This is a genomic window from Paenibacillus sp. FSL H7-0737 (assembly GCF_000758545.1).
Taxonomy (GTDB): domain Bacteria; phylum Bacillota; class Bacilli; order Paenibacillales; family Paenibacillaceae; genus Paenibacillus_AQ.
In genome coordinates this window covers 2,390,993-2,405,349 of the sequence record NZ_CP009279.1, presented here as the reverse complement: position 1 = coordinate 2,405,349, position 14,357 = coordinate 2,390,993, and the positions used below count along the sequence as shown (strand labels likewise).

13 protein-coding genes are annotated in these 14,357 nt (G+C 45.6%); 4 read left to right on the top strand and 9 right to left on the bottom strand.

All coding sequences use genetic code 11. The features are described from left to right. Positions 1–150 precede the first annotated feature (150 nt). Positions 151–1,263, top strand: a complete 1,113-nt coding sequence (locus H70737_RS10165) for a YkvI family membrane protein (RefSeq protein ID WP_042186895.1) — start codon at positions 151–153, stop codon at positions 1,261–1,263. Here the strand turns inward: H70737_RS10165 and H70737_RS10160 are convergent. The 3 genes from H70737_RS10160 to H70737_RS10150 are packed head-to-tail and all read right to left on the bottom strand — an operon-like array spanning position 1,250 to position 6,938. Continuing rightward, positions 1,250–4,495, bottom strand: coding sequence for an AAA family ATPase (locus H70737_RS10160; RefSeq protein WP_042186893.1), 3,246 nt, complete (start codon positions 4,493–4,495; stop codon positions 1,250–1,252). The two genes, H70737_RS10165 and H70737_RS10160, sit on opposite strands and share 14 nt — an antisense overlap. Continuing rightward, positions 4,485–5,795, bottom strand: a complete 1,311-nt coding sequence (locus H70737_RS10155) for a metallophosphoesterase family protein (RefSeq protein ID WP_042186891.1) — start codon at positions 5,793–5,795, stop codon at positions 4,485–4,487. Before H70737_RS10155 ends, H70737_RS10160 begins: the two co-directional genes overlap by 11 nt. 6 nt (positions 5,796–5,801) lie before the next feature. Then, positions 5,802–6,938 (bottom strand): glycosyltransferase family 4 protein, encoded by a 1,137-nt coding sequence (locus H70737_RS10150; RefSeq protein WP_042186889.1) that lies wholly within the window; start codon positions 6,936–6,938, stop codon positions 5,802–5,804. Positions 6,939–7,095: 157 nt separating this feature from the next. Here H70737_RS10150 and H70737_RS10145 point away from each other — a divergent pair, with 157 nt between their 5' ends. Together H70737_RS10145 and H70737_RS31030 are read left to right on the top strand one after the other, a co-directional pair. Then, a complete protein-coding gene (locus H70737_RS10145; protein ID WP_042186887.1) occupies positions 7,096–8,499 on the top strand; it encodes an RsmB/NOP family class I SAM-dependent RNA methyltransferase in 1,404 nt (467 codons plus the stop codon). A gap of 111 nt (positions 8,500–8,610) precedes the next feature. After that, complete coding sequence (locus tag H70737_RS31030) at positions 8,611–8,706, top strand: sporulation protein YjcZ (RefSeq protein WP_197069771.1); 96 nt, start codon at positions 8,611–8,613, stop codon at positions 8,704–8,706. Positions 8,707–8,776: 70 nt separating this feature from the next. Here the strand turns inward: H70737_RS31030 and H70737_RS10140 are convergent, their stop codons facing one another. From H70737_RS10140 to H70737_RS10130, 3 genes are read right to left on the bottom strand one after another with little or no spacing between them, the layout of a single operon-like run. Next, on the bottom strand, positions 8,777–9,367 hold the full coding sequence (locus H70737_RS10140) for a class I SAM-dependent methyltransferase (RefSeq protein WP_042186885.1): 591 nt from the start codon (positions 9,365–9,367) through the stop codon (positions 8,777–8,779). A 15-nt stretch (positions 9,368–9,382) separates the two neighbouring features. Beyond that, positions 9,383–10,024, bottom strand: a complete 642-nt coding sequence (locus H70737_RS10135) for a histidine phosphatase family protein (protein WP_042186883.1) — start codon at positions 10,022–10,024, stop codon at positions 9,383–9,385. Positions 10,025–10,050: 26 nt separating this feature from the next. After that, the gene (locus tag H70737_RS10130; protein WP_042186881.1) at positions 10,051–10,989 is read right to left on the bottom strand and encodes a ketopantoate reductase family protein; all 939 of its coding nucleotides are present in this window, start codon (positions 10,987–10,989) and stop codon (positions 10,051–10,053) included. Between the two features lie 163 nt (positions 10,990–11,152). On the opposite strand from H70737_RS10130, the gene H70737_RS10125 reads away from it, so the two are divergent. Next, complete coding sequence (locus H70737_RS10125; protein ID WP_042186879.1) at positions 11,153–11,722, top strand: TetR/AcrR family transcriptional regulator; 570 nt, start codon at positions 11,153–11,155, stop codon at positions 11,720–11,722. 5 nt (positions 11,723–11,727) lie between these two features. Here H70737_RS10125 and H70737_RS10120 read toward each other — a convergent pair whose 3' ends face one another. From H70737_RS10120 to H70737_RS10110, 3 genes are read right to left on the bottom strand one after another with little or no spacing between them, the layout of a single operon-like run. Next, positions 11,728–12,711, bottom strand: coding sequence for an ABC transporter ATP-binding protein (locus H70737_RS10120; RefSeq protein ID WP_231573419.1), 984 nt, complete (start codon positions 12,709–12,711; stop codon positions 11,728–11,730). A 22-nt stretch (positions 12,712–12,733) separates the two neighbouring features. Continuing rightward, on the bottom strand, positions 12,734–13,516 hold the full coding sequence (locus H70737_RS10115) for an ABC transporter permease (RefSeq protein WP_042186878.1): 783 nt from the start codon (positions 13,514–13,516) through the stop codon (positions 12,734–12,736). After that, positions 13,513–14,334, bottom strand: a complete 822-nt coding sequence (locus tag H70737_RS10110) for an ABC transporter permease (RefSeq protein ID WP_042186876.1) — start codon at positions 14,332–14,334, stop codon at positions 13,513–13,515. Before H70737_RS10110 ends, H70737_RS10115 begins: the two co-directional genes overlap by 4 nt. Positions 14,335–14,357: the final 23 nt, after the last annotated feature.

The window sequence follows — 14,357 nt, the reverse complement described above, 5'->3', positions numbered from 1 at the left end:
ATAATCGCAGACGTTCCGTACAAATGAATCACGGAAGTCATGTCCTACTGATCCTCATCATAACCTGTACTATACAGAGTGCACAAGGCAATCCTGCATAGCACACATTATGATTTTTCTTTTGTTCTTAAAACTATTAGGAGGGGAGCCATGAAATCACATGTCCGAACATTACAGATCGCATTCACTTACATTGGCACCATTGTAGGAGCCGGATTCGCCACCGGACAAGAAATATTAAAATTCTTCACTCGTTACGGACACTGGGCAGTCCTGACCATCCTGCTCTCTACTATACTGTTTATATGGCTGGGTACGAAAATGATGGTCATCGCTCGGCGCATAGAAGCAGAGTCTTATGAAGACTTTAACCGACACCTCTTCGGCGACCAAGTCGGAAGCACCATCAGTTTGTTCACGATGGTCATCTTAATCGGTGTCAACAGTATTATGCTTGCAGGCGCGGGCGCTATTTTTCAAGAGCATCTTGGATTTCATTATCAAACAGGGCTAATACTCACGCTGGTTGGTTCTTATTTTCTGCTTAAACGGGGAATTTCCGGTATTCTGCAAATGAATAGTCTGATCGTCCCATTAATGCTTACGCTGTCACTCATCATTATTTTTAATACCTTTCAAATTCCAGGAGCTCAGCGGTTCTTATTCCTAGAAACGGATCGGACAATCTTTGGCGCTTGGATGTCGCCGCTGCTCTACACCGCCTTTAATCTAGGTATGGCTCAAGCCGTATTAGTTCCCATGGCTCGACATACGGATGAAGAAAAATCTCTTGTCTGGGGCGGTATTATTGGTGGTGCCGGAATTGGCTTTATGTTGATCGCCGCACATTTCGCGATGAGCTCCCAGATGCCTGATATTCTCCAATTTGAAATCCCTATGGGCAACATCGCCATCCGGTTGGGTACTGTAGTACAAACTATATATTTGTTGCTGATCTTTTTGGAGATCTTTAGCACTTTTGTCGCTGACATTTATGGTGTCACCATGCAGCTTAAACAACGAATTCCAGTTAAACCCGCATTGATTACGCCGATTCTGATGTTGGTCTGTTATTTACTGAGCCAATTTGGCTTTAGCTCTCTACTCTCCGTGTTCTACCCGATCTTCGGAGCTTTGTCGATGGTCTGGGCTGTCATGCTACTACGTACGCCATGGTCTACTCCACCACGTAGCGATTCCTCATCGGGTTCGAGTGGAAAAGGGAACAGCCTTGTATCCATAAAACCAGTTACACGGAAATAACTGCTGCTGTTGGAATGATTCGTGCTGCCGCTTCCGCCACATGCTTGTGACAGGTCATCATCACAATCTGGCGGGAGACCGACAGTTCACCAAGCAGTGAAAGCGCAGCATGAAGACGAGCCTCGTCAAAATTGACGAATAGATCATCGAATAGTAGTGGTAACGATACTTGCCGAGACATCGTCTCTGCAAGTGCCAAGCGGATGGAAAGGTACAACTGTTCTGCCGTCCCACGGCTGAGCAGACCGCTGTCCAGCAGTCCAGCATCTTTGTGTTCCGCTTTTAGTTCTTTATGACCTAGAGTCATAACTACTCTTTTGTATTCCCCTTCGGTCAGCTTGGAGAAATAGTCAGATGCAAGCAAAAGTACCTGCGGTTGCTTCTCCTGTTCATAAATACGGCGGGTTCTTCCGATTAATTCAGCAGTTAATGCTGCTACCGCATACTTATCAGCCACGATTCGCAGAGCAGCTCTCTGCTCTTCCAATTGCTGAATAACAGAGTCCTCCATACAACGCTCTTTCAAATACTCCCTTTCCTGAAGAAGCTTTCCTCGTTGCTCCAGCAGGGTGTTCCACAGTTCTTCTTCCCGTTCAGCTAGCTCTTCAGCTGCCGTACGTTCCTTCTGGAGTGCTGAAGCATCATGATGATCTAATAATAACTGCAAGGCGTTAACTCGCTCATCCTCCCAGCCTCCAAACATGGCTAGCTCCCACTGGCGAATGGATTTATTCAGCTCACTACGCCGCTGTACAGCAGCCGATCTCCTTAAGAAATCCTCCCCGCCTGTTGCTCCGCCTTCGTCCAACAGGTGGTCACGCTGTTCTCTTAACTCACCTAATACCCTATGGCTCTCCTTAAGCTCTTCCAGAAGCTCTTGTAACCGTGACTGAATGCCTTCCCGGCGAACCAGGTCCTTTTTCAGTTCATCCCAAGCTCTTTTTCGAAGTTCCAGCCAGCTTAGTAAAGTTAGTGCAGATCGTCGCTGTCCATCGTGCGGATCCATATCAAAGCTAGTTGCCGCTACGCCAGACTCGTCTAAAGGATCAGTACCTGATTCATAAATGAGAGCAAGCAGCTCCTCCTCGAACACGTGACACTCATCTTCCAGCTCTTTCAGACGTAAAGAGAGCTTATTCTCTTGGCGCAGCAGCTCGTTCCCCTGCTCCACCATAGCGAAGATATCCGGCAGCCCTTCCGGAGACAACCCTTCGGGCAATCTGCGCTCACGCAGCCATTCTTCATATTGCTCAGCAGTTTGCGTAAAAGCCGTCTCTGCCAGGCTCATTTCTTCCGCGAGCAGCTTCTCTTGGCCTGCCAGCGTCTCCAGCTCCGTGCGGCAGGCATCCCGCTCGGCGGCATAGCGTTCAATGCGCTGCCGCCAAGCGGACCAAGCCTCCATGAGCCTGCGAAGCTCCCTCATGGAGGCTTCCAGCCCGCCTGCGTCAGGGCTGGACCCCGGGGCGGCCGATCGCCGCCCCGGCATGGCGCTCTCCGGCTCCGCCCCGGAGAGCAGCTGCCCCCGCAGCCGCAGCATCTCGGCTGCGGCTGTGCCCACGTCCCCGCCATGCACTGGCGGGGACGCTTCCGGCCGGCGCGCTCCGCTGAGGCCGGCCCAAAGGGCCAGATCGGCCGCTCCAAGCAGGCCGATCGCGAGCACTGCGCTGACCGGCGGAGCACCGGTTAGCCACAGCGCTGTGGGCAGCAGCACGGTTAGTGCTGCCCCAGCCCACAGCAGGCGCCGGTAGAGCGCGGCCATGCGCTGCGCGCTAGGGCCGTCACTTCCGGCGCCTGGGCCGCGCTGCGGCCCTTCGCTGAGCTGCGCTTCGCGCCAGCGCTCGGCCGCCTGCTGCAGCTCGTCCCACAGTTGCAGCACTTCTCGGGCGCTGCGCGGAGCCAGCTGCGCAAATGATTCGGCGCCGGTTGCGTGTTCACGCGCCAGCGCCCGTTCTGCTGCCTGCAGCGAAGCTGAGGCAGCAGCCAAGCGGGAACGCAGCGTCTGCCGTGCTGCGCCCTCCGCTTCCATGCGGCGATCATAACTTGCGAACGCCGCCGCAAACCTCCGTGCAGCTTCACGATCCGCCGCTGCACCCGAAAATGCAGTCAGCTCTGCCGCGCTCCAGCTGACATCAATGCCTCGCAGAATTCGCTGCAAATGCTCATTCAGCGCGGTCAATTCACCTTCTAGCCGCTGTCTTTCCGCTCGCAGGTTTTCATAGCTGCTCCGATGGCGATCCAGCCGCTCCAGGGCAGGCCCCTGCGCTGTTAACAATGCATCCGGCGGATTCTGCACCAGCTCAGCCGTTAGCTCACTTTGCAGACGTTCATAACGAGTTACTGCTCCCTGAGCATTCCGAATTTCACCTTCAAGTGCCTGATAGCGAATCGCTCCATCTTCAGGAAAGGTTGTAATCTCTGGCAGGTCCTGTAGCTCGAGCTGCGCATCGCTCCATTTTAACCACAATTCACGAATATCCTGAGCTTTGCGAAGCATCACGAGCTTGTCTCCTGTAAGCTTACGTTGTTGTTCCAGTTGATCTAGCTCAGATTCCGTAACCTTTAATGCTGCTATATTACCGTTATAACGTGGAAGATAAGAGCGGCTCTCCGCCATCTGACGCTCTAATTTCTCAATAGCCTGAACGATTTTAGCAGCTTCCTGCAGCTTGCCCCGAGGTTTATACAGCTTCTCAGCTTCCTGTACCAATCGGCGTTCCGCCCGCATGATCGTTCCACCGCCGCCCATACCTGCGTGAAAGAGAAAGCTGCTCATCTCTTCTGATTGAAGCGCAGCAAGCTCCTGCAGTTCATCGAGAGAGACCGCGAACAATTGATGGAACATGCTCCTAGAGATACCACCAAGCAAAAGACGCTCCATTTCAGCTTGCCCTAGCTCTTGCGTTGTTCCATTCAGATGGTTAACCGTGATGTTCAGTTTCTCATTTCTTCCTGAGCCCTCACCACCAGCTGTATGGCGACGAATGGTCCACAGGGCACCATTACTATCACGTGCCTTCAGTATTCCCCCATGTAATCCGCCTTGCATAGGTTCATACCTCTCCGTAGGGTTACCACGACTTGGAATTCCAAACAGCATGGAGCGAATAAACTGTAACGTCGTGCTTTTTCCTGCTTCATTACGTCCATAGAGTATAGTAACTCCTTCCGATAGTTCAATCTCTCGGTTATGCAAACGTCCGAAGCCATGGATCTGCAAATGTTCAATTCTCATCTTCTGGAGCACCCTCCATTCCACCGAGCATTGTGATTCCCTGTTCTGCTGCACTACGAAGCCAACTTAACTTCTCCTCTTGACTTGTCACCGAGAGCAGCTGTCGCAGCTCCTGATTCTCCATGAGCGGCTTAAGCGCACTGTTTATTAATTCTTCAAGCGCTTCTGCTGAATGTTCCGTACGCTCTGTAATTCGCAGCATTTCTCCAAGAAAGCTATCCTCCTCTAATAACCGTTCACGGTCAATAGCTAACCCGGATTCTACAGCGAATCCTTCCACCCAGACAAGTCCTTTATAATCTTTACGCTCAGCCCGTACCGCCTCACGGCGCTGGAGTTCAGACAGCAGATCCTCTACCGCTCCTTTTTCAGCTAATACTTTATGTACGTCCCCGCGTCCAATCAGACGAAATCTGACCACTGACATCAGCTCCGGGAGTTCCTCCCTGATATCGTCAATCACCTGCTCCACCCTTTGTATCCATTCCGCTTCATGACTCAATCCCTCAATGGACAGATCCCGTACCTGCCAGCGAACATAATCAAGATCATGAAACTGGGGCGTGGCACTTCCAGCCTCATCAACATCCACAACATAACAACCTTTTGGTCCGGTTTCCTTAATGCTACGTCCTTGTATATTGCCCGGGTATATAATCGCCGGTTTTTCATGCAATACACTGCGTTTATGAATATGTCCAAGTGCCCAATAATCAAAACCCCGTTCGATTAGGTCCCTGCGACTGCAAGGAGAATACGTCTCGTGCAGCAAATCACCGTCTACATTCCCATGCAGCATAGCAATATGAAACAGACGGCTGCCAGGCTTTCGAGAAAAGGTCACTGCAGTGTTGTCCGTAACTTTCGCAGTCGGATAGGAGATTCCACTAACAATAGCTACTTCTTGACCATCTTTGCGACGGTAAGCCGTGGCGAGATCTGGCTTCTCTCCTCCAAACACGGTAACATGCCTGGGCATTTCTGTAGTCAGACGCAATCCGTCTAGTGGATCATGGTTGCCATGGATCAGAAACACGTGTATTCCTTGCTGACCCAGTTCCTTGAGTGCTTCCTGAAATCGCAGTTGGCCCTGTAAAGAAGCGTCAGAAACATCGTATACATCTCCACTGATGACGATAAAATCAACATTCTCTTGGATGGCAACGCGGACAAGCCGCCCAAGGGCGGCGAAGGTCGACTCACGTAAATAAGAACGAATGGCTGGCGAAATATGCGCCAGCCCAGCAAATCGGCTATCCAGATGTAAGTCAGCAGCATGTAGAAATCGAAATGGAATCATAGCTGCTCACCCCTTTGTTCCTGAGGGATACTGTAAGTATGTCTTTTTAAGTTCATTAGCGACACGAGTCAGCGAATACAAGCTTTTCGCTTTATCCCAAGCTGAACGAGAAAGCTCATAACGATAAGCCGGATCAGATATCACCTTCTCTAAAGCGTCAGCAAGAGCAATCTCATCATCAGGACTGACGAGCAGGCCATTCACACCATCTTCAATCTGCTCCGGTATCCCGCCTACATTCGTCCCAACTAAAGCCAAGCAGCTAAGCGCTGCTTCTGCAAACACCGATCCGAAGGCCTCCGCCCGAGAAGGCAGCACGAAAATATCAAAGAAAGGCATGAATTCTTCCGGATGGAGCGTATATCCATAAAAAATCGTTTCATTATAAATCCCTAATTGTTTAGCCATGTTTTCCAAATCCGCACGGGAAGGTCCATCTCCAATAATATGCAGTACATATTCATGGCCGCGATTTTTAAGCTCAGCACAGGCCTTGAGTAAAGTATCAATTCCTTTGGCTGGAACTAGACGAGTCACAGTCACTAGCTGTGGTACAGCGTTGTCATGCGGGACTGGCTTAAACCTTTTCTCATCAAAACCATTCGGTATTACTCCTATATTAGAAGGATCTAGAATATAAGGCGCCACATACTCTGCAAAAGCTTGCGACACAGTCATTAACCGATCACTAACATGCTCAAGTTCGCGGTATAGCGAAACTAGAAACTGATGTTCCAGCCCACCTTCAGAAATAGCTCCATTCAGAATCAGCTCTCGCTCATAACTGGAATGTAAGGTTTGAATTAACGGAGTATTTGGAAATACTTTTTTCATTGCTAAACCAGCAATTGGATGATGGGAATGGATAAGATCATATGTCTTGCTCATTCGTAGTTTAGTCCACCATAGATAATCACGGTAGGTCTGAATATATTTCTGAACGATCTGACTTTCCCCAAACTGGGTCCAATCAAAGGTCTCGAATATGACTTCTTCATGTCCCTTGTTGCGAATCCGCTTAGGTAACCAAAACAAATCCATCTCCCAGCGGCTTGAACGGAACCTTTCCTGAAGATAAGGGATCATGGATGATACACCACCGGGTTGCTCCGGCGGGAAGAAGAGCGCTTGCAGCAAATTCATATGGTACATCCCCTTTACAATTGCCTTACGTACAGTAAGACTTGGCAATTATGATATAGTTGTGTATATGTAGAATTTCAGGTACGATTACGTTCCCCATACCTTGATTTTATCGGTATAAACATGAAACAGCAACTAAGAAAAAGGAGAATGATCTATGAAGGAAGAACAGCTGCCTGCCTCTTACACCGCATATATACAAGAAATGCTGGGGCAAGAGGCAAATGCTTTTCTAGAAAGTTATTCAGCACCACGAACGCAAGGGCTTCGCTTTAATCCATTGAAAAGTATCTCGGATTCAGGTCAAGTCGCAGTAGAACGCACAGTCTCACAGTTTGATCTGAAACCTATCCCATGGTGCCCTGATGGTTATTATTATGAAGAGCCCGCTCGACCAGGCAGGCATCCTTACCATGCTGCTGGACTATATTATATTCAGGAGCCTTCCGCAATGTCCGCAGCTGAACTGCTGGCACCTAAACCCGGTGAAACCGTCCTCGACCTTGCAGCAGCCCCTGGAGGGAAAACTACGCATATCGCTGGTTTAATGCAAGGACAAGGCTTCTTAATTTCTAATGAAATCCATCCAGAGCGCGCAAAAATCCTTGCAGAGAACGTAGAACGTTTAGGCATTAAGAATACCCTCGTAACCTGTGCAACGCCAGAGCAGCTGTCTTCGCGCTTTCCACTTGCCTTTGACCGAATTATGCTAGATGCTCCTTGCTCAGGAGAAGGCATGTTTCGAAAAGATCCAAATGCCGTTCAAGAATGGTCTCCTGACCATGTGGTTATGTGTGCGGCGAGACAATGGGACATCCTGCAGGACGCCTACCTTATGCTTAAGCCTGGGGGTACTCTGGCCTATTCTACTTGCACCTTTAACCGTCAAGAGAATGAGGAGACCATTGCCCGATTGACGGATCGGTACCCCGATATGGAACTACTTACCTGCAAGCGCCTTTGGCCACATTTAGAAAAAGGCGAAGGCCACTTTGTTGCACTCCTACGTAAGCACAGTGTCACCGAAAACGATGTTAATGATGATGCCAAACGCAGCACCAGTAAACGTCGGAATAAAAACAACCCAAAAATTAATTCTTCCGTACGCGATGCGTACCAGTTATTCCAAGACTGGGCTTCGTTAGAGCTTCCTGGTTTCTCATATCAAGGCGTCCCTCTGCTGTTCGGAGAATCCCTATATTTACTGCCTGAATCCTTTAATGGCAACCTCCATACTGGGCTGCTGGATGGTTTGCGTATTCCTCGTGCCGGGCTACATATTGCCCATTTGAAGAAAAATCGGATTGAACCCGCTCACGCCCTAGCGATGGCGATTCAGCACACACAAGTAACACGTAGTTTTGATCTCAGTAGTGGGGGGCTGGAAATACATGCTTGGCTCCGGGGAGAAAGCTTACCAGTGCCGGTTGAATTACATGGATGGACACTTGTAACTTTAGATGGATTGCCGATAAGTTGGGGCAAAGCAAGTGCAGGCCAACTTAAGAATCATCTTCCTAAAGGACTTCGCATCTTAAAAGCCCATATTGACGAGCAATAGGCCATAGACCAGTACATCCAGTCCACTTTGGCATATGATGTCATTATCTCAGAAAGCTGCGACACCCGCCGTAGCAATGAGAATAAGACATACGTTAAGGAGGAATATATCATGGGTGAATTTCATGGAGGAGCCTTCACTTCAACTGGTGCGATCTTGGTACTCTTTATCTTGCTCGTAATCATTTCCCGTTCGTTGTTCGTTTAATACCATTCCGGCTAAATAGACGGTGAAATTAAAGCGGCTGTGTCGTCCTTTTTGGGGCGGTGCGGCCGCTTTATTTCTTTCCAGCATAACATTTCCATTTGTTGTTCTCGTGAATATTTACCGTTTGAAAGCCAGCTTTCCGAAATAAATGATCTATCTCTTCGTTCTTTGTATATTGTTTCATGTGATAATTAATTTTATAGACCTCAGAAATAATAACAAACGTTCCGCCTGCCTTCAGCACCCTATACACTTCACTTATATCATGTTCAAGATCGGGCCAGAAATAATGCGTCTGAATAGCCGTGATCGTCCCGATAAATCCATCATTGAACGGTAAAGCCGATACGTCTCCCTGACTAATCTTCACCCTACCTGCGGCAACAGCCTTATTGTTTTTTTGAATGGATGTCTCCACAGCTTGCTGAGAATAATCTAAGCCGTAGATTTTCTGATATTTATTATGTTTTGCAAGCGTATGTATAGTTTGACCGCCACCACAGCCTATGTCCAAAATAGGGGCGTTGTTCATCTTTTCTATTTTTTTAAGCCCCCACGTTGTTATGCTGGAATGTGCCTGGTTCATGATCTTGATCATGATATTCCCCACGAATCCTCTCGGGTTCTTGGCTTGATCGATCAGTGCATTCAATAATCCCATATTTGTACCTCCCAATCAATTGGACATACCAGCAGCCTGATCACTTGATATATGTTCCGTAAGATTTTCAGCTGTAACTACCCACATATCTGCTTGATACTCTATTTTATGAATACTTGTATATGAAGTCGGGAAATGGGCATTCTTATTGGTCCACGTTAGCCCTTTTAAAATATGATAAATAATATTAATTACGCCACCATGCGTTACCACAATTACATTTTCTTTTGGATCAGTACTCTCCAGTTCATTACATAGTTTTGAGAAACTTATATTAATTCGCGTAAAAAAATCCTGCGGACTTTCTCCTCCTGGAAATCTCTCATCCATTCTTAATTCTGAGAAATAGAGACCCGGGTATCGTTCATTTGCAATTTCATGGGGCATTCCAGCGATTACACCATTATTCGTTTCTCTCCAAGACTGACTGCTTTCAACAGGCAAGCTTAGCGCTCTGGCGATCTCATTTGCTGTATCTAACGCACGCTGCAAATCACTGCTAAGGATACGAGTGATGTTAAAGCTAGACTGATTTTCCTTAAGATAACAACCAAGTCGTTCGGCTTGTCTATAGCCCTCTACTACAAGTCCACGTTGACTCCAACCCCCACGATAGCCTTCATCATCTATTCCATGCCGTATAAAATATATAGCCATCGGTTGTACACCTCCAAAAAAGATTGTTATACATTTGCATTAAACTTCGAGATCGCTTGTTTTTGAAGTTGATCCCAATGGGGCGTCGCAATGTTTGCTTGTTGTTTCAACTTATCAAACGAATTAAACAAAGCTGCAATTTCGCTGAAAGAACCATCTACAAATTTCATAAAGGGTAATTTATGAATTATTTTCAGACCATAGTATACACCCTGTTTATGTTTTCGAATAAAGTCTACTTGACCTGCTGGAGTGATCGTATAGTCTAGCTTCTCCATCATTTGAAACCCTTCGTCCATTACTGAAATGGCTTGTTTTAATAGCTTCTTATCTTTAGATACCTTTTTCAAATCCCCGTCATGAAGATAATTAAGGGAGTTCAAAGCCACTATAGGCACGATATGACTTTTGAGCCAAGCATCCATATCCTCATGATAAGTTAGCTTATACTTAGCGTTCTCAAACGCTTTTTCCAGTAAGTGTTTTATTGGGATCTCACCGTCAAGACTGCCAAGTACCATTTGCCCACCTGCGTGTATTTTGATAACTCGACCGCTCGCTTCACGAATTCCTGCGCTAAGCTGAAATCCAAAGAGTATATTTTTTCTTACATCGCTCATTTCCTGAAGATTCTTTTGCATTTCGTGAGCATCGCCATTATTACCCACAAGAATTATATTCTGACTCTGATTTTTAGCTAAAATAGGTAATACGGCTGGAAAATCATTGTATTTCATAACAACAAAAATAAGATCATAGTGATCATCCGGTTGAAGCTCTGAGATGACTTTTACAGAATCCATAGTGTTTTTAAATTGAAAATAATGGCGAAGTACAAGACCATCTTTCGTCAATTGCTCTGCACGCTTCCCTCTGGCAAGCACTGTGACATCGTTTCCCCCACGCACCAGGACATGTGCAAGATAGCTGCCTAAAACTCCCGCTCCAAAAACTAATACTTTCATGTTCAACTCCTCTATCCCTTTTTAGACATTTGTTGAATTTCGATCAACTGTTCGATAAAATCAGATTATCACATCTCCGGTAGGGTTCAATCGTTAGTTTGATCGGTTTTGTTGATTTTTCAACAAAATACAATACATTGTTTAATAAAAAGGGAGTATTACCATGGATAGAAGAATTAAAAAAAACCAAACAGCCATCATGAATGCATTAATTCAACTAATGGCTGAAAAAGATTTTGAAAAAATAACGATTAACGAAATCGCAGAGCGCGCTGATGTAAACCGCGGAACGATTTATTCCCATTATGCAGATAAATATGATCTGATGGATAAATGCCTGGCGGCTCAGCTCCAGCAACTAATCGAAAGCTGCTCCGCTGTGGAGGATGAAACCGAACCCAATCCCTCTAAGGCGTCATTACTCCGCACGCTGGAACAATTGGAGGAGAATGCTCTCTTTTATAAGACTTTATTAAGAAACAAAGCTTTGCTCTCCTTTAGAAACCAATTACAAGATATGATAAATAATCAAATCAAAACACAATTCTTAGAAAACAATTTAAACCTAGATAAGTTAAGTAAGGATATATCCGTACAATTTTTGAGTTCGGCAACTGTCGGAGTGATTGAATGGTGGTTTACCCATAGTAATCCTTGCTCTGCAAAAGAAATTACTGAAAAGTTATGGTCAATGCTCGATCTGAATCTGCAAATGATCCGTTCCCAAGCTTGACAATGTTATCCCATATCCATCTCATAAATGGAGCTGATGATCTTTTCAATTTGGATCTCCTTAATGGATATATCAAGAATCTCTACCTTTTCGCTAAGAATATGAAGAAACTCACCCATTTTACACTGCTCGGTATCGATCTCTAATTCCACTTCGTAATCCGATATTCTTTCCGATATCAGAGTCCCAGGCAGGTCAATATCTCCAATCGTTGTAGCTGCAGAAAGCCTGACCACTTTTTTAGCGCCTAGATGAAGTCGAAGTTCGGAGAACTTATCGTCATATACTTTTTTACCTTGATGAATAATTAGTACTCTTTGCACCAAACGCTCCACATCTTCCAAGTCATGTGTCGTTAGAATAAATGTGGTGCCTTCCTGATTCATTTGCTTAATGAATTCTCTGATTCTTTGTTTAGCTATAACATCCAGCCCGATCGTCGGCTCATCCAAAAAAACCACTGGCGGAGAATGAAGCATTGCCATAATAAACTCGCATTTCATTCGTTCTCCCAGTGAAAGGGTGCGCGTAGGCTTAGTGATAATATCACCAATCTCAAACATACTTACAAATCGATCTAGTCTTGTACGAAAGTCATTCGTAGGAATATCATAAATTTCCTTGTTCATATAAAAGCTATCCAAAGGAGGAATGTCCCATATTAACTGCGATTTCTGTCCGAACAGTACTCCGATTTGTTTTACATATTGATTTTTCTGCTTATGAGGGTTGTATCCTAGAACATTTATCTCTCCCGATGTGGGATAGAGAACACCTGTCAGCATTTTAATAGTCGTAGATTTCCCCGCGCCGTTTGGGCCCAAAATGCCAATGATCTCTCCTTTTCCAACACTGAACGAAAGATCTTCTACAGAGGTGATAATCGATTTTTCACGGTGAAACAGACTTTTAAATACGCTTTTCGCATCTTGTCCACGGTGATACGTTTCATATTGCTTAGTTAAATTCTTGACGGTAATAATGTCCAATGTAATTCTCCTTCATACAAATTCATCCTCCGGCACTTTTGTAACTACGAAGCATGTACGTATAGAGCCAAATTCCGAAGGCAGCAAATAACACACAAGGGATAATCGCTATAAAAAAATAGGCTTCCCATCGTCCAATCAGAGTAGATGCTGGAAAATAAGCAATCATGGAAACCGGAAAAAGAAAAGAACTTACGGCTACGACTGCTTTAGGGAAAATCGTCCCTGGATAACGCCCAAAAGACTTAATGCTCTCAAACATCTCCGGCAAGCGGGAATTCGCTACCCATTTGAAGGAAATTGCTGCCACAATAAGCGCCACGCCGAACATAACAAGCAGCCCTGCGCCAAACAACAACAGGAACAAGAACCAAGAGCCGATGGTCATCCCATCGATTCCGCTAAGTGCGTATACGAACATGATTACTCCTCCACCTAAAAGCCCGATACTTTCGAACTCAAAAGATCTGGCCAACAGCAGAAAAAGGCTCGAGGTTGGTTTAATTAATACCACTTCCAAAGTCCCTTCTACTACATGAGACATTGTATTCCACATAATTCCGTTAAAAAAAATCCCGGCACAAGCCGTAGACAAAATGAACACAGATTGAATTAATAGTGCCTCTTTAAAGGTCCATCCTTCAAATGAAGCATTCGAATTATAGATGAACACCGTTACTAGGGGAAACAACACATTCCCTATGAGCATGATAAGGCTATTAAGAATAAAATTAACACGATAAGTGATAGCAGAAGCAATATTCGCCTTCATGCAGGTTTTATATATTTGATACATACGTTTCATGCGCCCACCCCCGTAAAATGCTTAAGCGATACCGCATACAGCACCCGGCAGACTATTCCGGCAATAATAACGGCTACAAGCTGCAACAACAAAACTTGGGGAATAGGTAAGGTTATATCAGCTAAAGTATAGCTACCTGTATAGACCATTGCAGGCAGAAAGGTCGTATATTGAAACGGTAAGAAAAAGGAAGCCAGCTGTAAGGATTTTGGGAAAAAGACCAATGGAATCAGTGATCCTGAGAATATCCCCTCGCAAAGACTGAAAAAGTTACGAATACTGGAGGATTGCACCATCCAAAATGCGACCATGCCAATACTATAATGGATGAAAAAGTTCATCATGAATGCCATAGCTATCGATAGCATTGCGTATAGTAAATTTGCGGGTAAAACATCAATATGAAAAATAAAGAAGAAGATCATAAAACAGGGTATAAATTCAAATAGAAGCCCAAGTACCCTATGCCCTGCCTTCTGAGACAATGCATAGAACATATGATTCATTGGTCTTAAAGAGAACGTAATGAATTTCCCGGTGCGAATGAGCATTTGTAAATTCCAATCGGCAAAATCCATGGTCAAGTAGTTGATCAACATCGTGGCACAAAAATAAGAGAGCATCTGAGAGAGCGACATCCCGTTAATAGAGGATTCTCCACTATAAACAGCGCTCCATATGTAATACTGCACCAAAAAATATACCGGGCCTACAAAAATAGAAACCATCGAATGCGTTCTGTACGCACTCCATTCCTTATAAGTAACAAAAGCAACCGCTCTCATAACGCGAAAGCGGTGCTTTATCTTCTCAAACATAAGTCACATCCTGCCTATCTTTG

Excerpts from the sequence above, each read along its gene's own strand:
- H70737_RS10165 (WP_042186895.1), top strand. The coding sequence starts at position 151 with ATGAAATCACATGTCCGAACATTACAGATCGCATTCACTTACATTGGC.
- H70737_RS10160 (WP_042186893.1), bottom strand. The coding sequence starts at position 4,495 with ATGAGAATTGAACATTTGCAGATCCATGGCTTCGGACGTTTGCATAAC.
- H70737_RS10155 (WP_042186891.1), bottom strand. The coding sequence starts at position 5,795 with ATGATTCCATTTCGATTTCTACATGCTGCTGACTTACATCTGGATAGC.
- H70737_RS10150 (WP_042186889.1), bottom strand. The coding sequence starts at position 6,938 with ATGAATTTGCTGCAAGCGCTCTTCTTCCCGCCGGAGCAACCCGGTGGT.
- H70737_RS10145 (WP_042186887.1), top strand. The coding sequence starts at position 7,096 with ATGAAGGAAGAACAGCTGCCTGCCTCTTACACCGCATATATACAAGAA.
- H70737_RS31030 (WP_197069771.1), top strand. The coding sequence starts at position 8,611 with ATGGGTGAATTTCATGGAGGAGCCTTCACTTCAACTGGTGCGATCTTG.
- H70737_RS10140 (WP_042186885.1), bottom strand. The coding sequence starts at position 9,367 with ATGGGATTATTGAATGCACTGATCGATCAAGCCAAGAACCCGAGAGGA.
- H70737_RS10135 (WP_042186883.1), bottom strand. The coding sequence starts at position 10,024 with ATGGCTATATATTTTATACGGCATGGAATAGATGATGAAGGCTATCGT.
- H70737_RS10130 (WP_042186881.1), bottom strand. The coding sequence starts at position 10,989 with ATGAAAGTATTAGTTTTTGGAGCGGGAGTTTTAGGCAGCTATCTTGCA.
- H70737_RS10125 (WP_042186879.1), top strand. The coding sequence starts at position 11,153 with ATGGATAGAAGAATTAAAAAAAACCAAACAGCCATCATGAATGCATTA.
- H70737_RS10115 (WP_042186878.1), bottom strand. The coding sequence starts at position 13,516 with ATGAAACGTATGTATCAAATATATAAAACCTGCATGAAGGCGAATATT.
- H70737_RS10110 (WP_042186876.1), bottom strand. The coding sequence starts at position 14,334 with ATGTTTGAGAAGATAAAGCACCGCTTTCGCGTTATGAGAGCGGTTGCT.